This window comes from Paraburkholderia guartelaensis, from assembly GCF_004353905.1.
Taxonomy (GTDB): domain Bacteria; phylum Pseudomonadota; class Gammaproteobacteria; order Burkholderiales; family Burkholderiaceae; genus Paraburkholderia; species Paraburkholderia guartelaensis.
This window is the reverse complement of the sequence record NZ_SMOD01000004.1, coordinates 216,860-235,267: the sequence shown is the minus strand read 5'-3', so window position 1 is coordinate 235,267 and position 18,408 is coordinate 216,860. Positions and strand designations below refer to the sequence as shown.

20 protein-coding genes are annotated in these 18,408 nt (G+C 65.8%); 7 read left to right on the top strand and 13 right to left on the bottom strand.

Annotated features, from left to right (window positions below; all coding sequences use genetic code 11):
- Window positions 1–133 precede the first annotated feature (133 nt).
- Both E1N52_RS07365 and E1N52_RS07360 read left to right on the top strand, forming a co-directional pair.
- Window positions 134–295, top strand: a complete 162-nt coding sequence (locus E1N52_RS07365; RefSeq protein ID WP_133181534.1) for a DUF1328 family protein — start codon at window positions 134–136, stop codon at window positions 293–295.
- Window positions 296–351: 56 nt separating this feature from the next.
- Complete coding sequence (locus E1N52_RS07360) at window positions 352–891, top strand: ferritin-like domain-containing protein (protein ID WP_133181533.1); 540 nt, start codon at window positions 352–354, stop codon at window positions 889–891.
- A 17-nt stretch (window positions 892–908) separates the two neighbouring features.
- Here E1N52_RS07360 and E1N52_RS07355 read toward each other — a convergent pair whose 3' ends face one another.
- The 10 genes from E1N52_RS07355 to E1N52_RS07310 form a co-directional block, all read right to left on the bottom strand.
- The gene (locus tag E1N52_RS07355; RefSeq protein ID WP_133181531.1) at window positions 909–2,123 is read right to left on the bottom strand and encodes an MFS transporter; all 1,215 of its coding nucleotides are present in this window, start codon (window positions 2,121–2,123) and stop codon (window positions 909–911) included.
- Window positions 2,124–2,236: 113 nt separating this feature from the next.
- Complete coding sequence (locus E1N52_RS07350; RefSeq protein ID WP_133181529.1) at window positions 2,237–3,064, bottom strand: phosphodiesterase; 828 nt, start codon at window positions 3,062–3,064, stop codon at window positions 2,237–2,239.
- Window positions 3,065–3,086: 22 nt separating this feature from the next.
- Entirely contained in the window at window positions 3,087–4,127 is a 1,041-nt protein-coding gene (locus tag E1N52_RS07345; RefSeq protein ID WP_133181528.1) for an ABC transporter ATP-binding protein, read from the bottom strand.
- Window positions 4,124–5,026, bottom strand: a complete 903-nt coding sequence (locus tag E1N52_RS07340) for an ABC transporter permease (RefSeq protein ID WP_246088985.1) — start codon at window positions 5,024–5,026, stop codon at window positions 4,124–4,126. Before E1N52_RS07340 ends, E1N52_RS07345 begins: the two co-directional genes overlap by 4 nt.
- Before the next feature lie 70 nt (window positions 5,027–5,096).
- The gene (locus E1N52_RS07335; protein ID WP_133181524.1) at window positions 5,097–5,921 is read right to left on the bottom strand and encodes an ABC transporter permease; all 825 of its coding nucleotides are present in this window, start codon (window positions 5,919–5,921) and stop codon (window positions 5,097–5,099) included.
- A 20-nt stretch (window positions 5,922–5,941) separates the two neighbouring features.
- Window positions 5,942–6,976, bottom strand: a complete 1,035-nt coding sequence (locus tag E1N52_RS07330; RefSeq protein ID WP_133181692.1) for an ABC transporter substrate-binding protein — start codon at window positions 6,974–6,976, stop codon at window positions 5,942–5,944.
- Between the two features lie 196 nt (window positions 6,977–7,172).
- Window positions 7,173–8,240, bottom strand: a complete 1,068-nt coding sequence (locus tag E1N52_RS07325; RefSeq protein WP_133181522.1) for a LacI family DNA-binding transcriptional regulator — start codon at window positions 8,238–8,240, stop codon at window positions 7,173–7,175.
- A 1,022-nt stretch (window positions 8,241–9,262) separates the two neighbouring features.
- Entirely contained in the window at window positions 9,263–9,535 is a 273-nt protein-coding gene (locus E1N52_RS07320; protein ID WP_028204216.1) for a hypothetical protein, read from the bottom strand.
- 472 nt (window positions 9,536–10,007) lie between these two features.
- Window positions 10,008–10,256: a hypothetical protein gene (locus E1N52_RS07315; protein WP_042264780.1), complete on the bottom strand. Its 249-nt coding sequence runs from the start codon at window positions 10,254–10,256 to the stop codon at window positions 10,008–10,010.
- 254 nt (window positions 10,257–10,510) lie between these two features.
- The gene (locus E1N52_RS07310; RefSeq protein WP_133181520.1) at window positions 10,511–10,762 is read right to left on the bottom strand and encodes a hypothetical protein; all 252 of its coding nucleotides are present in this window, start codon (window positions 10,760–10,762) and stop codon (window positions 10,511–10,513) included.
- Here E1N52_RS07310 and E1N52_RS07305 point away from each other — a divergent pair.
- From E1N52_RS07305 to E1N52_RS07285, 5 genes are all read left to right on the top strand, one after another.
- Window positions 10,746–11,360, top strand: coding sequence for a glutathione S-transferase family protein (locus E1N52_RS07305; RefSeq protein WP_133181518.1), 615 nt, complete (start codon window positions 10,746–10,748; stop codon window positions 11,358–11,360). The two genes, E1N52_RS07310 and E1N52_RS07305, sit on opposite strands and share 17 nt — an antisense overlap.
- 238 nt (window positions 11,361–11,598) lie before the next feature.
- The gene (locus E1N52_RS07300) at window positions 11,599–11,808 is read left to right on the top strand and encodes a hypothetical protein (protein WP_133181516.1); all 210 of its coding nucleotides are present in this window, start codon (window positions 11,599–11,601) and stop codon (window positions 11,806–11,808) included.
- Window positions 11,809–12,184: 376 nt separating this feature from the next.
- Window positions 12,185–13,588, top strand: coding sequence for an FAD-containing oxidoreductase (locus E1N52_RS07295; protein WP_133181514.1), 1,404 nt, complete (start codon window positions 12,185–12,187; stop codon window positions 13,586–13,588).
- Window positions 13,589–13,598: 10 nt separating this feature from the next.
- The gene (locus tag E1N52_RS07290; protein ID WP_133181512.1) at window positions 13,599–13,973 is read left to right on the top strand and encodes a cupin domain-containing protein; all 375 of its coding nucleotides are present in this window, start codon (window positions 13,599–13,601) and stop codon (window positions 13,971–13,973) included.
- Window positions 13,974–14,014: 41 nt separating this feature from the next.
- Window positions 14,015–14,503: a metallophosphoesterase family protein gene (locus E1N52_RS07285; protein WP_133181511.1), complete on the top strand. Its 489-nt coding sequence runs from the start codon at window positions 14,015–14,017 to the stop codon at window positions 14,501–14,503.
- A 68-nt stretch (window positions 14,504–14,571) separates the two neighbouring features.
- On the opposite strand, the gene proP is transcribed toward E1N52_RS07285, so the two are convergent.
- From proP to argA, 3 genes are all read right to left on the bottom strand, one after another.
- Window positions 14,572–16,029: a glycine betaine/L-proline transporter ProP gene (gene proP / locus E1N52_RS07280; RefSeq protein WP_425468023.1), complete on the bottom strand. Its 1,458-nt coding sequence runs from the start codon at window positions 16,027–16,029 to the stop codon at window positions 14,572–14,574.
- Between the two features lie 656 nt (window positions 16,030–16,685).
- Window positions 16,686–16,961: an oxidative damage protection protein gene (locus E1N52_RS07275; protein ID WP_069268157.1), complete on the bottom strand. Its 276-nt coding sequence runs from the start codon at window positions 16,959–16,961 to the stop codon at window positions 16,686–16,688.
- 42 nt (window positions 16,962–17,003) lie between these two features.
- Complete coding sequence (gene argA / locus E1N52_RS07270; protein WP_133181507.1) at window positions 17,004–18,395, bottom strand: amino-acid N-acetyltransferase; 1,392 nt, start codon at window positions 18,393–18,395, stop codon at window positions 17,004–17,006.
- Window positions 18,396–18,408 lie beyond the last annotated feature (13 nt).

The following is an 18,408-nucleotide window of genomic DNA, read 5'->3' as shown; positions in this document are numbered from 1 at the left end:
CAGCATGTCGCGTGCCCGGTCATTTGTGCCGCGATGTGCCTGCGTGTGTGCACGCGTCGGGTCCGCTGCTTGCGCTAGCGCCGATGCAGGCGCGACATAGCGCAGCACATCCGCCCACAAGGAGGACTACGCCATGCTTCACTACGCCATTGTGTTTTTCATCATCGCGATCATCGCCGCCGTGTTCGGCTTTACGGGAATCGCTGCCGGCGCGGCCGAAATCGCCAAGATTCTGTTCTACATCTTCCTCGTGGTCTTCGTGGTCACGGTGCTGCTAGGCGTGATGCACCGATGACGCGCGCAATGCAAAGCCCATCCCACTCATGCATGCCATGTTCGAAGGAGAGTTAGATGTCGAAGACACACGCTTCGTTTGAGTTCGATCTCAAGCGCGTGCGCGATGAGGCGCGCCGCAATCTCGACCAGGGGCCGGTCACGCCGGACTACCCCGCGAATCGCCAGACCGTGCTCAAGCTGCTCAACGATTCCCTCGCCACGGAACTCGTGTGCGTGCTGCGCTACAAGCGGCACCATTTCATGGCGAAGGGCATCGAGTCCGAGTCGGTGGCGGCCGAGTTTCTCCAGCACGCGACCGAGGAACAGCAGCACGCCGACATGCTCGCGGCCCGCATCGTGCAGCTAGGCGGCGAGCCCGACTTCTCGCCGGCGACGCTGGTCGAGCGCTCGCACTCGGAATACAAGGAAGGGTCCGACCTGAAGGACATGATCCGCGAGAATCTGGTTGCGGAGCGCATCGCCATCGAGAGCTATCGCGCGATCATCAACTATCTCGGCCACGACGACACCACCACGCGGCGCATCTTCGAGCAGATCCTCGCGACGGAGGAAGAGCATGCCGACGATATGACGGACTTGCTGTTCCGTAAATAGCGCTTGCCGTTAATACCTCAGGAAGACGTCTGCGCGCCCGCGCCCATGCGCGGGCGCGTTGCATGGTGAATCCAGCCGGCGAGCGCCGTGAACGCGATGCCCGCCGCGCACACGCCGATCCAGCCGAATGCGTGCCAGGCCGTCACGCCGACGGCGGAACCGGTTGCGCCGCCAATGAAGTAGCAGACCATGAACACCGTATTCACGCGGCTGCGCGCCTCGGGGCGCAGCGCGTAGATGCGCGACTGATTCGAGATCTGCGCGGCCTGCACGCCCACATCGAGCACGATCACGCCGATCACGAGGCCGATGAGGCTCGTGCCGGAGAACGCGAAGATGACGAACGCGAGCGCCATCAGCACGATCGACATCGTGATGACAGCGCGCGGCCCGCGCTTGTCGGCGGAGCGGCCCGCCATCGGCGCGGCCAGCGCGCCCGCCGCGCCGACGATGCCGAACAGGCCCGCCGCCTGCGGCCCGAGATGGAACGGCTCGCCCGCGAGCAGCAGCGTGAGCACGGGCCAGAAGAGGCTGAACGCTGCGAAGAGGCAAGCGCCCGTCGCCGATGCTTCACGCAGTCCCGGCAATTCCAGCACGAGATGCCACATCGAGCCGAGCAGCTTGCCGTAGCCGAGCGTCGAGGTCGGCTGGCTCTTCGGCAGCTTCTTCACGATCACGAGCGCGAGCACGAGCAGCGCGACGATCGACGCTCCGAACACTGCGCGCCAGCCGAAGTACTGTCCGACGAAACCGGCCGCCGTACGCGCGAGCAGGATGCCGAGCAAGAGGCCGCTCATGACCGTGCCCACCGCGCGGCCACGCGTCTCGGGCGGCGCGAGTTCCGCGGAAAACGGCACGGCCTGTTGCGCGATGGTGGAGAGGATGCCGATCGCGAGGCTCGCGCCGACCAGCACGGCAAGCGATGGCGCGGTGGCCGCGATCAGCAGCGCGACGCACAGGCCGGCGGTTTGCAGCAGGATGATGCGGCGGCGGTCGTAGCGGTCGCCGAGCGGCGCAAGCAGCAGCATGCCGGCTGCGTAGCCGAGCTGGGTGCCGGCCGGCACGGCCCCGATCCACGCGGCGCCCGCCGGGAAGCTCCTGCGGAAATCGTCGAGCAGCGGCTGGTTGAAATAGATGTTCGCGACCGTGACGCCCGCGATGGTCGCGAGCAGGAGCAACAGGCCGGGCAGCGACTGGCTTTCGTCAGCGGTTGCGGAATCAGGTGTGGACATGTGCGAATGCGGGCGGCGCCCGGTGATACGGAAGGCAGGCTTCGAGCGTGCCGATCATACCGGAGCGCGCGCAATCGCGCTGGCGGCGCGGGAGTGTGCCGCCAGTCGCGCATTCAGGCAATCAGCTCGCCAGAGGGCTCGTAGAACGGATACGGGCCGTCGAATGTGTCCACGTATTCATGATGCGTGACGATCCCGCCCTGCGGATCGTAGCGATGCAGCGCGAAGGCGGGCGGCTCCAGCGTGAAGGTGGAGGGCGCATCGGGCGCGAGGTCGAGCGTGACCTGGTGGGCAGGCGCGGGCACGGCCGCAGCAATCGTGCCGCCGAAGCGCACGAACATGGGCCGGTGCACGTGACCGCACAGCACGCGCTCGACGTTCGGATGCTGCGCCACGAGCGCTTCGAGCGCGCGCGCGGCGCTGTCGTCGAGCCGGATCGCATCCATATGGCCGATGCCGCAATCGAACGGCGGGTGATGGAGCGCGACGATCACGGGCTTGCCGCGCGCCGCATCGAGCTGCTTTGCGAGCCACGCGAGGCGCTTCTCGCAAAGCGTACCCGCGCTTTGCCCCGGCTGCATGGAGTCGAGCGCGATCACGCGCAGCGCTCCGAGATCCACGGCGTACTGGATGAATTCGCCGCCTTCACGCAGCTCGGGACGATCGGCGAACACTTCGCGCAGCGGCTCGCGCGCATCGTGGTTGCCGATCAGGAGCCAGTACGGAATCTCGAGCGTGTCGAGCAGCGATTTGAGGTGCCGGTATTCTTCGACCGAGCCCTGGTCGACGAGGTCGCCGGTCATGAGCACCGCGTCGGGGCGCGGCGTGAGCGCGTTCAACCGCGCGATGGTGCGTGCGAGGCTCGCGGCCGTATCGACGCGGCGATAGGCGAGCGCGCCCGGTGGCTTGATGTGCAGGTCGCTGATCTGGGCGAGCAGCATGGTAGTCCTCATTGAGTAAGAATTACGCGAGCGCGATAAGCGCTTCAGGGGCAATCGAAATGCCGACCGGCGTGCCGCGTGCCAGCTCGACGCGGCCCGCCACGTCGACGAGTAGAGCATCCGGCGCTGCGCCGCCGATCGTGAGACGCGTGCGCTCGCCGAGAAAGGTCGCCTGCTCGATCACGCCGCGCAGCTGCGCGCCCACGGGGTCGGCGAGCGTGGCGTCTTCGGGACGGAAATACAGTTCGGCGGCGCCGATGGTCTGGGGTGCGCTGGCCGGCACTGCGCCGCCGCTCGTGTGCAGCATGCCGCCTTGCCATTCTCCGGCGATCCGGTTGAGCGTGCCGACGAACTGCGCGACCGCACGGCTCGCAGGCTGGAAATAGATCTCGCGCGGCGTGCCGATCTGCTCGATGCGGCCCGCGCTCATTACGACGATGCGGTCGCCCAGTTCCATCGCCTCGGCCTGATCGTGCGTGACGTACACCGTCGTCACGCCCAGCTCGCGCAACAGCGTGTTCATCTCGCTACGCAGGGTGTCGCGCAGGCGCGCGTCGAGCGCGGTGAGCGGCTCGTCGAGTAGCAAGACGCGCGGGCGCGGTGCGAGCGCGCGTGCGAGCGCCACGCGCTGGCGCTGGCCGCCCGAAAGCTGGTTGATGGGCTTGGCCGCGTGCGCTTCGAGACGCATCATCGCGAGCAGTTCGTCTACGCGTGCGCGCGCGTCGGCGGCGGGAACGCGCTGGATCTTCAGGCCATAGCCAATGTTGCCGCGCACGTCGAGGTTCGGAAAGAGGGCGTAGTTCTGGAACACCATCCCGACCTTGCGCTGCTCGATGGGCAGCGCGGTCACGTCCTCGTCGCCAAAGGCCACACGGCCGCCGGCGTCGGGCGTTTCCAGACCCGCGATCATGCGCAGCGTCGTGGTCTTGCCGCAGCCCGAAGGGCCGAGCAGCACGAGCGTTTCGCCGGCGCCGATCGCGAGGTCGAGCGGTTCGAGCACGCGTGTGCCGCGAAACGTCTTCGCGCAGCGCGTGAGCGTAATCGGGATCGGTTCGAGTTTCATTCGGAATCCTGGTTGTTCTTTTGCTGGCCTGCGAGGCGCTGTTTGCCAGTTGGCTTGCCTGAGGAGCCGGGCACGTCCACGCCGAGCCATTGCATCGCCACGAGCAGCGGCATCGTCATGACGAAGAATAGGATCGTGTACGCGCTGCCCACTTCGATGCGCAGCGACGCGTAGGTGTCCGCGAGGCCGACTGGCAGCGTTTTGGTATCGGGCGTGTGCAGCATCCACGTGAGGTTGAATTCGCCGATCGAAAGCGTGAGCACCGCGAGCGCGCCCGCCACGATGCCGGGCCGCGCGTTGGGCAGCACGATGGTCGTGAAGCGCTGCCAGAAGCTCGCGCCGAGACTCGCCGCGCCTTCTTCGAGCGTGCGCAGGTCCGCCGACGCACACACGGCAGCGACGGGCCGCACCATGAACGGCAGCGTGAACACCACGTGCCCGACCACGATGAACGCCGCGCTCATGCGAAAGGCGCTGAAGCCGCCATACACCACGAGCAGGGCGAGCGCCGAAGCGAGGCCGGGCAGGGCCACGGGCAGCACGAGCAATTCCTCGATCAAACGCGAAAGGCGCGTGCGGCTGCGCGCGAGCGCGTAACCCGCGGGCACGCCGGTCGCGAGCGTGATGACGAGCGTCGCGGCCGCCACTTCGAGCGAGAGGAAGACGCTCGAGTGATACTGCGTCCAGACTTGGTCGAGCCAGCGCAGCGTGAGGCCGCTCGCCACGCCGCGAAAATAGTTGACGGTAAGCCCCGCGAGGATCGACATCACCACGGGCACGATGAGAAATGCGCAGGTGGCGAGCGTGACGAGCCATTGCGCGCACGCAATCCATGCGCGCGCCGAGGGCCAGGCGAAGCGCCGCCGCGCGGCTGGCGGCTGGCCGGGCGCGTCGTGCATGTCTTGCGCAGCCGTTGCGTCGGGATTGACGACCGAATTCATTCTGGAGTCCTCGAAAACCACAGCGTGCTCATGCCGTGGCCGCGACGGCCGCGCCCGTCACGCTGCGCGCGAGCGTGAGCACCGCCCACGTAACGAGACCGAGCACGATCGAGAGGCCGGCGGCCGTCACCATGTTCGCGTTGAGCGTGAACTCGGTATAGATCGTCATCGGCAGGACGTCGATGTCGGTGGCGAGCGTGAAGGCCGTGCCGAACGCGCCCATCGCGGTCGCGAAGCAGATCGCGCCTGCGGCGACGAGACCGGGCGCGAGCGCGGGCAGGATCACGTCGCAGAGCACGCGCCACGACGACGCGCCAAGCGATCGCGCGGCCTCTTCGAGCGAGCCGTCGAGCTGGCTTGCGCAGGCCATCACGGTCACGATCACGCGCGGGATCGAAAAGTACAGATAGCCCGCGAAGAGTCCCGCCATCGAGTACGCGAACACCCAGCGCTCGCCGGTGAGCCGCAGCGAAAGCGCGCCGATGAGCCCCTGACGGCCGGCGAGCATAATCACCATGAAGCCCACCACCACGCCCGGAAACGCCAGCGGAAACGTGAGCAACGCGACGAGCGCGCGGCGCCCGGCGAACGTGCGCCGCGCGAGCAGAAGGCCGCAGATCGTGGAGATCACGAGCGTCGCCGCGGTCACGGCGGCCGAGAGCGCGATGGTCGCGCCAAGGCTCCTCATGTAACGGCCATTCGTCAGGAGTGCGCGATAAGTCTCGACGAAGTGCCCGTCGGCGCTCACCTGTACGAGCGCGATCATCGGCAGCAGCCAGAATGCGAGGAACACCGCCAGCGCGGGCGCGATTAGCGCCACACGCCATCGCAGCGGAAAAGTGAGGTCATGCATGGAAGTGATCGGCTGGGGTATCAGTGCATGATCTGCAGATAGTGCTCGCCGAACGCCTGCTGCTGCGCCGCCATCTTCGCGAAGTCCACCGGTTTTGCGCGTGCGTAGTCGCTCGCGGGCAGGAACTTCGATGCCGCTTCCGGCGAGAGCGCACTTGCGCGCACCGGGCGCAGGTAAGCATTGGCCCAGAGCTTCTGTCCTTCGTCTGAGAGCACGAAGTCGAGCACCTTCTTGCCGTTCGCTTCGTGCGGGCCGTTCTTCACGAGGCTCATCACGTAGGGCACCGAAATCGTGCCTTCCTTCGGGATCACGAACTCGACGTTCGCGTGGTCCTTGTACTTGGCGCGGTAGGCGTCGAAGTCGTAGTCGAGCAGGATAGGAATCTCACCCGACAGCACGCGCGCGTAAGCGGTCTGCTTCGGCACGATCGGCTGGTTGGCCTTGAGCTTGCTGAACCATTCGAACGCGGGCTGGAAGTTGTCGAGCGTGCCGCCCAACGCGAGATTCACGGCCACCGCGCCCGCATAGCCGACGAAGGCGCTCGACGGATCGAGGTAGCCGACCATGCCCTTGTACTCGGGCTTGAGGAGATCGGCCCACGAACGCGGCACCGGCTTGCCTTCGAGCGCGTCCTTGTTGACGAAGAAGCCGAGCGTGCCCGAGTGGATGGCGAACCAGTAGCCTTGCGGGTCCTTGAGGTCGGCGGGAATGTCGTTCCAGTGCGCGGGCTTGTACGGCGTGATCACGCCCTTGTCCTTCGCCTGAAATGCCGAAGACACGCCGAGGTAGACGACGTCCGCCACCGGGCTCTTCTGCTCGGCCATCAGTTGTGCGATGGATTGGCCGGAGTTCTTGTTGTCGAACGGCACGCGAATGCCGGTCTCTTTCTGGATCGCCTGGATCTGGCTTGCCCAGTCGGCCCATTCGGGCGGGCAGTTGTAGCAGATTGCGGTCTGATCGGCCTGTGCTGCAAGCGGCGCGGCAAGACCGGCTGCGAGGGCGGCGGCGCTCGCAGCGAGCGGGAGCGCGCGGCGCAGGCGCGTTAGGCGGGTCAAGCGCCGTACGGGCGCGGCTAGCGCGCGCAGGGCGGCGCGCACGGGCACAAGCGAAAGCGGGCCGGCAAAGGCGAGTCGGCTGGTCACGGCAGGTCTCCAGGTCGGTTGCGAGAGCGTTCTGGTGGATGAGGGCCGCGTGCGTGCGCGGTCCGGATTGTTTAGCTTGTTCGGTTCGTTCTTCAGGCTTGCCGCGAACTCACGAAAGCGCGCCGCCGAGTTCGAGGTCGCGATCGATCGCGCTTCCACGTGCGCCGAGCGGAGCGTGCGCGATCGCCGCGATGGTGCCGCCTGCGCGCAAGGTGTGCGGCAGCGTATTGGCGAGCGGCCCCGCGTACTGGCCGCCGATGCGCGCCATCAGGCATTGCCACGCTTCGCAGCCGATTTCGCGGTTCGGCGTGCCGATGCTCGCGAGCGGCGGCGCGAGCAGTTCGCTCATCGCGAGGCCGTCGAAGCCGAGAATCGACATGTCCTGCGGCACGCGCAGGCGGGCGCGGCGCAGTCCGCGCATCACGACCATGGCCAGCAGGTCGTTACTGCAGAAGAGGGCCGTGGGGCGCGCGGGCCCGCTCGTCAGATGGGCGAGCACCGAAGGCGCGAGTTCTTGCGCGTTGAAATCGACTTCGAGGGCCGGTGCGGGCGTGAGGCCGGCCTGCTGCATCGCAAGGGCGTAGCCGGCATGGCGCTGGCGCGCGCGATCGGAGGCGGCGAGCGTGCCGGCCAGCATGAGGATGCGGCGATGGCCATGCGCGATGAGCGTGCGTACGCCGTCGCAGGCGGCCTGGTGGTTGTCCACCGACACCGACGGGCGGCGCTTCGTGTCGTTGTGCATCAGCACGTAGAGCGGTCCGTCAGCGTCGAGTTCGTCGAGCAGGGGGTGCGTGTCGGCGTCGGCAACGGTCAGGATCAGGCCCTCGACACGTTGCGCGCGCAACGTCTCGATCGCATGGCGCTCGCGGTCGGCGTCGTACTGCGTGGTCATCAGCATGAGGCGGAAACCCTGCGCCGCGGCAAGTTCGTCGATGCCCTGCAGGCACTCCGCGAACACCGGATTGGCGAGCGTGGGCAGCACCACGCCGATGAGACGCGTGCGCTCGCCGCGCAACTGGCGGCCGAGCGGGTTGGGGCGGAACTTCAGCGCATCGATCGCTTCGCGCACCCGCGCGAGCGTGATGGGGTTGACGGTGTGAGGCGCGTTGATCGCGCGTGACACCGTGGCGATCGAGAATCCGGCGTGTGCGGCGACATCCTTGATGGTTGGCGTCATGCGATCGGCCCCGGCGTCGTATGTAAACGTTTTCGATGGGGCCGATTATGAAAAATGCGTATGACCGGCAGATGACGGATGCGGTCCCCCGTCACGCCTTTGGGACGCGCGCCGGGCAATGGTAGAATCGCGTCCGCCCTGCCGGGGTGATGAAATTGGTAAACATAGCGGACTTAAGAAACGATTGAGTGCCCGACCGGAAACGGCCGGTGCAGAACCCCTCAAATTCGGCGAACCCCCTGGGCCTTGAAGCGCGTTGCGCGCGAGGCGCCGAGGCAACGCCGAGCCAAGCCGGTTGCCGCGCAAAGCGGCGCTCAGGAAGGTGTAGAGACTAGACGGGGGGCGCCTAAGGCTGAGCGCGGCGTGACACACGCGGCGCCTGGCGACGGCGAAGGCATAGTCCAGCGCACGAACGCGCGTCCATACAGGGGCGCGTGGCGTCGAAAGACGTGGTGTGACGAAAATCCGCCGCCTAACGGCTTGCCGGTTCGAGTCCGGTCCCCGGCACCAGATGTTGTTCCAGTGCTTGTTCCAGCAACTTCCGCTGGATTCCGAAAACCCGCGATAGCGTCAGGCTTCGCGGGTTTTTCATTTGCATGGCTAAATCCGTGCGGGCGCACGAAGGGATCTGGCTACGGCGAAGGAAAAAACGGGAGAGGGCGGGGGAAACCTGGAGCAGCCGCGCAGAATGGCGGCGCGAGGATCAGTGGAGCGCTGTGCCGCAAGAAGGCGCTTGCGCACTCAACGATTACCGATCTTCCCGGTCAGCGGATTGATCAGCCTTGCGAACCCGAACAATGCCGCGATGCCGAAGGGGCAGGCGATAAAGAATGCGGTCAACATGACTCGGTCCTAAACGTAACAAAATGTATCGTCAGTTTAGCGCGGTCATGCGATTTGGGTATCAGGGTGAACGACAACAAACTATTGCGCTTTTGCAAGGAATGTGGGCTGTAGCAGCGGGGGTAACGGCGCGCAACGCCCGTTCGGCGCGGATGAGCGAAGAAACCGTGCGGAACCCATCAGATGCAGTCGAAGATTACCTCTACTGTCTGGGACGTTACACCGCGCAGGCCCTCGCTGTGGATCTCGACCGTGTGCAGCTGCTTCTTCTGTTTTTCGCAGTAGTCTTCGGCTTCGCTGAGCCCGGCTGCGCGCACGTGGTTCCACGAAACCAGATCCCAGCGCGCGCGGCTCGTGACGGTGAGATGACCATCCTGTCTCGAATTGACGGCGGTTACCGATGTGCACGCCGCCAGCATGCTGACTCCAAACAACAGGATGCAACCTTTCATAGATTCTCCGTGGTCCGCGAGCATTCTCGCCGCCAACCCGGGGAATTGGCAACCCAAAGCGATGTGCTGCGTCGGCGAGAGCGACTAAGGGGTCTCGGAGCGGGTGTCGAGTTGGGGTAGCGCGACGGCGAACTTCACGCGCGTCGCGGCCACGGGCTCGGCGGCAATCAGGCGCGAGCCGGTTTCCAGCAGGCGGCGCGTGAATTTACGGGTGCCAGCGCCCGGGGCCAAGGCTGGGTGGGTCGCGCAGCCAGGCGCTTACGTCGGGCGGCAATCGGGGCGGCCGCCCCGCGAAAGTGAGCGGTGCCGGGCGCGTAGCCCGGTTCAGCCGGGTGATGTACGGCGTCGCGCGGGCTGATGATGAGCGCTCATCGGACGCTGCGTCCGCGAGCGAGCGCAGCACCACGCGCCGCGCCGTTGAACGGCGCCCACGCCGCGAAACGCGCCTGGGCGGTCGCGGCGCGCAGGGCGCTCAGTCGTGGGCGATCAGGTCGCCGACTTGGCCCTGGCCCGAAACGAGACAGGAAGAGAGGAAGTTTTCGCTCTGGGCGCTCGCGCCGCGTTCGCCGAATCCGCGTACGAGCGCTTCGGCTTTGACGAGTGCAGAGCCCTGGGCACAGGTAAGCGAGCCAGCCTCGTGAGCCTGCACACGTGTCATGGCACGATTCGCGAGGAGGAGTGCGAGGACGATGACAACACCAACATTGAATGCTTGTCTCATGATTTCGTCTCCTTGTGCATTGAGACTATCTCAGCCGTTCGGCGTCCGAATCCAGGAGTTTCCCGGCGATGCACTGCAGCACATGTGGCGCGCAAAAACGCGCTTTCATGCGGTCTGCGTAATGCTTCGGCATCCTTCGCTTGCCCCTTGCGCGCCGCTGCGCCTTGAGCAGCGCGGAACGCTAAAAAAGCGCACGTACGCGGGGCTGGGCGCTGCGTCGCAACAATGCCGCGACGCGTCAGATTCGACGTCTGCTAACAAATGTAGTCCTGTTGCGCGGCGGACAGGACGTGGCACATCGACACGGTGTGTTTTTGCACAACGGGCCGCGGCAAAACAGCATGCGACACCGTTTTTTCCGCCCACGGGAAACGTGAAAATGCAATGCGCCATGGCGCCGATCCGGGGGCGCGCAACACGGCTTGAAATGCGGCGGGGCTTCCTGCAAGATCGACGCCCGATCCCCTTTTTCCTGTACGAGGTGAACCCATGCAGTTGATCGGCATGATGGACTCCCCCTATGTGCGTCGCGTCGCGATTTCGCTCCATGTGCTCGGGCTCGAGTTCGAGCACCGCAGCATTTCGGTTTTTCGGCAGTACGACGAATTTGCTCAGATCAATCCCGTCGTGAAGGCGCCCACCTTCATCGACGACGACGGCACCCAGCTGATCGACTCGACGCTGATCCTCGACTACCTGGACCGCAAAGTGCCCGCCGCGCGGCGGCTGATGCCGGAAGAGACGCAGGAGCGGACCTTCGCGCTGCGCGTGAACGGTTTCGCGCTCGCGGCCATGGAAAAGACGGTGCAGCAGGTCTATGAGCGCCAGTTGCGCCCAGCCGAGCGCCAGCACGAGCCGTGGTTCGACCGCGTGAACGCCCAGATGCATGCGGCCTGGGTTGTGCTCGACCAGCTTGTCGCTGGCCGCGACGGCTGGCTGTGCGCGGGCCGCATCACGCAGGCCGACATCACTGCGGCCGTTGCATGGCGTTTTAACCAGTACATGCTGCCCGGCTGCGCCGATCCCGCCCGATATCCGGCTATTGCGGCGCTTTCCGCGCGCGCCGAGACGCTCCCGGAATTCGTTGCCACGCCCCTCGACTAAAGCGTCCGCGCGACTGCGATTTGCGCAGAGCCCCGTCTGGCGCGGCTGCGCGCGATGCCCGGCCGTGCACGGCGGGCGCGCCGCCGCCCCCCTGCCGCCGCACCCGTTTCGATTGTTGGCGATTTTCGACAAGTGACTTCGCGGGCAGCCCATTTATCCGAGCACGCTGCATTCCTAGAATGACAACCATTGAATGACCTTGCGTCAGGAGGACGTGGGGCATGCAGCGGGAGCGGTCATGAAATCCTTTATCGAACGACAGTTATATCAGCCAGCATTGGTCCTGCCGATGGTGGACCTGATGCAGCTGATGGTGTCGCACGACTTCAACATGGGGCAAGTCGGCCTGATGATGGCGACGCGCGGCGCGCGCGCCGCATTCCTGCGCTCGCGCGAACTCTGGAACGCGGGCCATGGAGAATGTGCGGCCACCGATTGCGTGCACTGATCGTGTACTGACAACGCGCGCACTGAATTTCCCACACTTTAACGACTGAATTTCCAGTCACAGATTCACCGAGCGCCGGACGCAAGCGCGTCCGGTGTTCGACGATCCCCCTGACGCGCAGCGGCTTCGCCCGTTTGCTGTTGTGACGTCACCCTGTGAGCCGCCTCGACGTGCGAGGCGGCTCTTTTTTTGCGCGTTCGTTCCTTTTCGCAATGCGCGCCGATGCGTACCCGATTCGCAGATTCACGCTGCGGGCGATGGCCATTCGTCGCGCGTAAGATGGCGCGATCGGCCGCCTTTCGCGACTCGCGGCGACCCGCCCGGCGAATCGGCTCAACCCGTGGCTCAACCCGCGTCAACGGCAAAGGAGAGCGGCATGGCACAACGTTTCGATGCGATCGTGATCGGCACGGGGCAGAGCGGCCCGCCTCTCGCGGTGCGGCTTGGCAAGAGCGGCCGCAAGACCGCGGTGATCGAGCGCGCGTCATTCGGCGGGACCTGTGTGAACGTGGGCTGCACGCCGACCAAGGCGTATGTCGCCTGCGCACGTGCCGCGCACGTGGCGCGCCATGCGGCGGATTTCGGCGTGCAAATCGGCAAGGGTACGCAACCGGGCGACGTTCGCGTCGATCTCGCGTTCGTGAAGGCGCGCAAGGAGCGCATCATCGCGGCGTCGCGCGATGGCGTCGAGCAGTGGCTGCGCCATGCGCCGAACGTCAGCGTGTTCAAGGGACACGCGCGCTTCACGGGCGCGCACACGGTGCGCGTGGCTGCGCACGACGGTGCGCAGGTCGATCTCGAAGCGCCCGAGATCTTCATCAACACGGGCACGCGTGCGCTGATTCCTGCCATTCCCGGCGTCGAAACAATCCGCTACGAGACTAACTCGACGCTGCTCGCGCTGGAGCAACTACCCGAGCATCTGGCGATCTGCGGCGGCAGCTACGTGGCGCTCGAATTCGCGCAGATGTTCCGCCGCTTCGGCAGCTGCGTGACGGTGCTCGTGCGCGGGCAACGCGTGCTCGCGCGCGAGGACGAGGATTATTCGCGCGCGGTACAGGACGTGCTCGCACGCGAAGGCGTGGAATTTCGCTTCGGGGCAGAGCCGCGCAGCGTCGCGCCGCTGGATGGCCAGACGGGCGTGCGCATCGCGCTCGACAGCGGGCCGCTCGACGTTTCGCATCTGCTCTTCGCGACCGGCCGCCTGCCAAACACCGACGATCTGGGGCTGGAGGCTGCAGGCATCGAGCGCGACGCGCACGGGCTCATCGCCGTGGACGGGCAATTGCGCACGCGCGTGCAGGGCATCTGGGCGCTCGGCGACGTGAATGGCCGCGGCGCGTTCACGCACACCTCATACGACGACTTTCAGATCGTCGCGGCGAATCTGCTGGACGGGAAATCGCGCACCGCCGACACACGCATTCCCGCCTACGCGGTGTTCGTCGATCCGCCGCTCGCGCGCGTCGGCATGAGCGAGCGCGAAGTGCGCGAGCGCGGCAAACCCGCGCTCATCGCCACCATGCCGATGTCGCGCGTGGGCCGCGCGCGCGAACGCGGCGAGACGGATGGTTTCATGAAGGCGCTGGTGGACCCGCAGACGCAACGGATTCTCGGCGCGGCCATCTTCGGTATCGAGGGCGACGAGGCGATCCACACGTTCATCGACACGATGACGGCCGATGCGCCCTATACGACGCTGCAATACGCGATGCACATCCACCCGACCGTGAGCGAGCTGGTGCCGACCTTGCTCGACGGCCTGAAACCTCTCAAGTGAGCGCTTTTGCATGAACGAACCGCACACGGTTGCATTTGGGAATCTCTTCACGGGCATCGATTGCAACGCCGAGGAAGAGCGCTTCGATACGCTCGTTTCGCGCGACGGCGTGCTGATCGAGCGCATCATCTCCACGGGCCAGGCGAGCCCGCCGGGCTTCTGGTACGACGACGCGCGCGAGGAGTGGGTGGCGCTTCTTGCCGGCGCGGCGACGCTGGAATTCGAGGACACGGCGCAGGCGCCGCGACGCCTGCTGCCCGGCGACTACGTGCACATCCCGGCGCACTGCCGTCATCGCGTGTCGTGGACCGATCCGACCGTGCCGAGCGTGTGGCTCGCGGTATATGTCGGCGCAGCGCCTGAGGAAGGCGACGGCGAGGCGTGAGGGCGGCGATAATCGGCAGTATTCAATCGAAACGCAATGTCATGCCCGCGAAATATCCGCCACGTCCTCTACGTGTTGCACTGGTGTCCGACACGCACAATCTGCTGCGCCCGGAGCTGCTCGCCTTCGTCGAGGGCGCGGACGCCATCGTGCATGCAGGCGACATCTGCGATCAGCAGGTGCTCGACACGCTCGCGGCCATCGCGCCGCTCACCGCCGTGCGCGGCAACAACGATCGTGGCGCATGGGCCGATGCGTTGCCGGTGCAAACGACCGTCGCGCTCGCTGGCGTCCGGCTTGCGGTGGTCCACGAACTACCCGACCTGCAGGGCGATCCTGCTGGCGAAGGCATTGCAGTGGTCGTGAGCGGGCATTCGCACAAGCCCGCGCTCGAAACGCGTGACGGCGTGCTGTACGTGAACCCCGGCAGCGCGGGGCCGCGCCGCTTCAAGTTGCCGATCTCGGCGGCAATGCTGACGATCGCCAGCGACGGCGCATTGGACGTCGAGCACGTCAATCTCGTCGAATAGTCCCAAGCGAGCGCGCAAGAAAAAAGGCCAGCACGAAGCTGGCCTTTTTGCGTTTCAGTGGTGCGGTATCAGGCGCGTACGGCGTTGGCGACGGCGTATTCCTCGTCGAGTTCGCGCGCGAGGCGCACACCGCGCAGCACCGCGTGCGCTTCCGCCTTGGTGCTCACGCTCGGCGCCGAGCCCGGCAGCGGGCGGCGCGCCGTTTCATGCAGCGTCAGCACCGAAATGATGCCGATCACGGCTGCGCCCATCAGGTAGTACGCGGGCATCATGAGGTTCTGCGTGTGCTCGACGAGCCATGCCGCCACGAGCGGCGTGGTACCGCCGAACAGCGACACCGACACGTTGAAGCCGATGGCGAGCGCGCCATAGCGGATCGCGGTCGGGAACAGCGCCGGCAGCGCGGAGGGCATCACGCCCGTGAAGCACGAGAGCAGCGCGCCGAGAATCAGGAGACCGAAAAACACCGGCACGAGCGCGCCCGTCTGGATCAGCGTGAGCGACGGGATGGACAGCAGGATCAGGCCCACGCAGCCGGCGAGCATCACGGGCTTGCGGCCCACGGCGTCCGAGAGGCGGCCGAACGCGAGCGTCATCGGCATCATCAGCACCATCACGATCAGCACGAGGAAGAGGCCGTGCGTCTCGTTGAAGTGCAGCGTCGCCGAGAGATAGCTCGGCAGATACGACAGCGCCATGTAGTCGGTCACGTTGAAGATCAGCACGAGACCCACGCACAGCAGGAAGGGGCGCAGATGCTGCGTGAGGAGCGAATGCAGCGTGAGCTTCGGGCGCGTGTGCTCTTCGGCTTCGCGCAGTTCCGCTTCGCGCTTGAACGCGGGCGTTTCCTCGAGCTTCATGCGGATATAGAGACCCACGAGGCCGAGCGGACCCGCGATCATGAACGGCACGCGCCAGCCCCAGTCGAGCAGTTGCTGGTGCGAGAGCACGGCGGTGAGGACAGCAACCGTGCCCGCGCCGAACACATAGCCGATCAGCGTGCCGAATTCGAGGAAGCTGCCCATGAAGCCGCGGCGCTTGTCAGTGGCGAATTCGGCGATGAAGGTGGCCGCGCCGCCATATTCGCCGCCAGTCGAGAAGCCCTGAACCAGCCGCGCCACGAGCAGCAGCGCGGGCGCGGCAATACCGATCGACTTGTACGAGGGAATCAGGCCGATGGCGAAGGTGCCGCAGGCCATCATGATCATCGTCATCGCGAGCACGCGCTGGCGTCCGATACGGTCGCCGAGCGGCCCGAACACCATGCCGCCGATCGGGCGCACGAGGAACGCGGCCGCGAACGTGCCGAACGTGGCGATGAGCTGCGCCGACGGGCTGCTCGACGGGAAGAACACCTGGCCGAGCGTGACGGCGATGTAGCTGTACACGCCGAAGTCGAACCATTCCATGGCGTTGCCGAGCGCCATGGCGCCGACGGCGCGTTTGAGGAGGCTTTTGTCGACGATCGTGATGTCGTCGAGGGTAAGGTCGGTCTGGGCCGACGCGCCGGAAGTGGAAGCGGTCAAGGTCTGCATCTCCAATGACTGCGACGAACCCACGAGGGCCCGCCACGGTTGCCGGAGAGTACCGTTTCGCGATAGCGGCGACATTTCGCGCTCGGCACGTCACTTTGCGTCAGAGACGAGGGCGGGCCGATGGTGCATCGCACAAGGCGAGCGGCGCACGAAAGCAATGCTGAAGTGTCGCGAAACGACACTCGGACAAATTGTGTTTAACGTTGCGCCTGCGTGGCCGTGGATGGGGGGCAGGGCGCATGAGGACGCTGGACCGGCACGAGGTGCCAAAGTGAAGCGCCGCTGAAACGAAAAAGAAGCCCGCGTGGCGGAGCGTTCCTTTTGTCATATGCGCATTCGGAATGATGGCGTTTTGGGGTGCCGCTTTGGCCGCCTACCGAATGCAATTGATGGCTAATGCCTGTTGAACGAGGCCACATGTTAGCACGATAACGGAAGATCGCGCAAACCCCGGCATCTGCGGGGATTCGGGGCGCGGGCTGGAAGCCCCACGTGGCGGGGGATTGCGCCGTTTCGGTGGAACCGTTTCTGCGTCCTGGAACGCGCATGAAGCGCATAAAAAAACCGCGCCGGGGGCGCGGTTTTTGCGGGGTAATCAGCTGCGTCTGTGAAGCTCAGGGACAGATCCCGGTGCGCATCGCGAGGCCTTAGCCTTCGGTCGGTGGCACGTAGCCGGAAGCCTGGTCGGCGCCTTCGCCGAAGAAGAACTTCTCGGTCTGCTTCATCAGGTACTGGCGCGCGCGCGGATCGGCCATGTTCAGGCGGTTTTCGTTGATGAGCATGGTCTGCTGCTTGAGCCACTGCTGCCATGCCTCTTTCGAGACGCTTTCGTAGATGCGCTTGCCGAGCTCGCCCGGCAGCGGCGGAAAGTCGAGACCTTCGGCTTCCTTGCCGAGCTTCGCGCATTGGATCATACGGGCCATGCTGTGCTTCTCCTGTAGTCGTATGTGTGGGTGGCGGCGCGCTCAGAGCTGTTTCATCAGCACGAGCGATTTGCGCTGCCAGTTATAGAGGCGGCGGCGGTCTTCGGGCAGGTCGTCGACCGTTGCCTTGACGAAGCCGCGCTTCAGGAACCAGTGTTCGGTGCGCGTGGTGAGCACAAAAATGCGCGTGAGGCCGCGTGCCCGTGCACGCTGCTCGATGCGGCGCAAGAGGCGTTCGCCGTCGCCGGAGCCCTGTGCTTCGGGCGAGACCGTAAGGCACGCCATTTCGCCGATACGCTCCTGCGAATACGCGTAAAGCGCCGCGCAGCCAAAGAGCACGCCGTCGTGCTCGATCACCGAGAAGTGGTCGATGTCGCGCTCGATCTGGTGACGCCCGCGCCGCACGAGCGTGCCGTCGGTTTCGAGCGGCTCGATCAGCGTGAGAATGCCGCCGACGTCATCAGGCGTGGCTTCGCGCAGGCTTTCCAGATTCTCGTACGAGATCATGGTGCCCACGCCGTCGTGCAGGAACAGTTCGAGCAGCACGCTGCCGTCGAGCGCGTAGGGGATGATGTGCGCGCGGCCCACGCCGCCGCGGCAGGCGCGAATGGAGTGCTTCAGGTAGAAGCCCTCGTCGCCGAGCACGGTGCCGCCTTCCTGCAGTTTGTAGGCGTCGTCGAGCGACATTTCGCGGATCAGCTCGCCTTCCTCGTCGATCAGGCCCTGCGTTTCCGTGAGGAAAATGATCTTGTCGGCGCGCAGCGCGATGGCCGCGGCTGAGGCGACGTCTTCCATCGACAGATTGAACGCCTCGCCCGTGGGCGAAAAACCGAGCGGGGAGAGCAGCACGAGCTTGCGGCTCGCGAGCGAGTGGCGGATCGAATCGGCGTCGATCTTGCGCACGACGCCCGTGTGCTGGAAGTCCACGCCGTCGAGAATGCCGACCGGCCGTGCCGTCACGAAGTTGCCCGACACCACGCTGATGTGCGCGTGCGCCATCGGCGTGTTCGGCAGACCCTGGCTGATCGCGGCCTCGATGTCGAGACGCACTTCACCGGCCGCTTCCTTCGCCGATTCGAGCGCGCGGGCATTGGTGATGCGCATGCCGTGCGAGAACTCGGACTCGACGCCGTGCAGGCTCATCTGCTCCTCGACCTGCGGGCGCGAACCGTGCACGAGCACGATCTGGATGCCCATGGCCTGCAGGAGCGCGATGTCGGCGACGAGCGCGTTGAGCAGGTTCTGGTGCACGACCTCGCCGCCGAAACCGACGACGAAAGTCTTGCCCTGGAACGCGTGGATGTAGGGCGCGACCGATCGCATCCAGTCGACGAACTGCGCGTGCTGCGCCATGATCTGCGAGTCGGAATCCGCAGCGGCGGCGGAGGCCGGCGCGCTGGCGGTGGCGGGGACGAGGTCGGTTTGGGAATTCATGCCCGGGATTATA

Coding starts and splice junctions, on each gene's coding strand:
- E1N52_RS07295 (WP_133181514.1), top strand. CDS start 12,185: ATGGCACAACGTTTCGATGCGATCGTGATCGGCACGGGGCAGAGCGGC.
- E1N52_RS07340 (WP_246088985.1), bottom strand. CDS start 5,026: ATGCACGACGCGCCCGGCCAGCCGCCAGCCGCGCGGCGGCGCTTCGCC.
- E1N52_RS07290 (WP_133181512.1), top strand. CDS start 13,599: ATGAACGAACCGCACACGGTTGCATTTGGGAATCTCTTCACGGGCATC.
- E1N52_RS07365 (WP_133181534.1), top strand. CDS start 134: ATGCTTCACTACGCCATTGTGTTTTTCATCATCGCGATCATCGCCGCC.
- E1N52_RS07285 (WP_133181511.1), top strand. CDS start 14,015: ATGCCCGCGAAATATCCGCCACGTCCTCTACGTGTTGCACTGGTGTCC.
- E1N52_RS07360 (WP_133181533.1), top strand. CDS start 352: ATGTCGAAGACACACGCTTCGTTTGAGTTCGATCTCAAGCGCGTGCGC.
- E1N52_RS07305 (WP_133181518.1), top strand. CDS start 10,746: ATGCAGTTGATCGGCATGATGGACTCCCCCTATGTGCGTCGCGTCGCG.
- E1N52_RS07350 (WP_133181529.1), bottom strand. CDS start 3,064: ATGCTGCTCGCCCAGATCAGCGACCTGCACATCAAGCCACCGGGCGCG.
- E1N52_RS07320 (WP_028204216.1), bottom strand. CDS start 9,535: ATGAAAGGTTGCATCCTGTTGTTTGGAGTCAGCATGCTGGCGGCGTGC.
- E1N52_RS07275 (WP_069268157.1), bottom strand. CDS start 16,961: ATGGCCCGTATGATCCAATGCGCGAAGCTCGGCAAGGAAGCCGAAGGT.
- E1N52_RS07355 (WP_133181531.1), bottom strand. CDS start 2,123: ATGTCCACACCTGATTCCGCAACCGCTGACGAAAGCCAGTCGCTGCCC.
- E1N52_RS07345 (WP_133181528.1), bottom strand. CDS start 4,127: ATGAAACTCGAACCGATCCCGATTACGCTCACGCGCTGCGCGAAGACG.
- E1N52_RS07310 (WP_133181520.1), bottom strand. CDS start 10,762: ATGCCGATCAACTGCATGGGTTCACCTCGTACAGGAAAAAGGGGATCG.
- E1N52_RS07325 (WP_133181522.1), bottom strand. CDS start 8,240: ATGACGCCAACCATCAAGGATGTCGCCGCACACGCCGGATTCTCGATC.
- E1N52_RS07300 (WP_133181516.1), top strand. CDS start 11,599: ATGAAATCCTTTATCGAACGACAGTTATATCAGCCAGCATTGGTCCTG.
- E1N52_RS07315 (WP_042264780.1), bottom strand. CDS start 10,256: ATGAGACAAGCATTCAATGTTGGTGTTGTCATCGTCCTCGCACTCCTC.
- argA (WP_133181507.1), bottom strand. CDS start 18,395: ATGAATTCCCAAACCGACCTCGTCCCCGCCACCGCCAGCGCGCCGGCC.
- E1N52_RS07335 (WP_133181524.1), bottom strand. CDS start 5,921: ATGCATGACCTCACTTTTCCGCTGCGATGGCGTGTGGCGCTAATCGCG.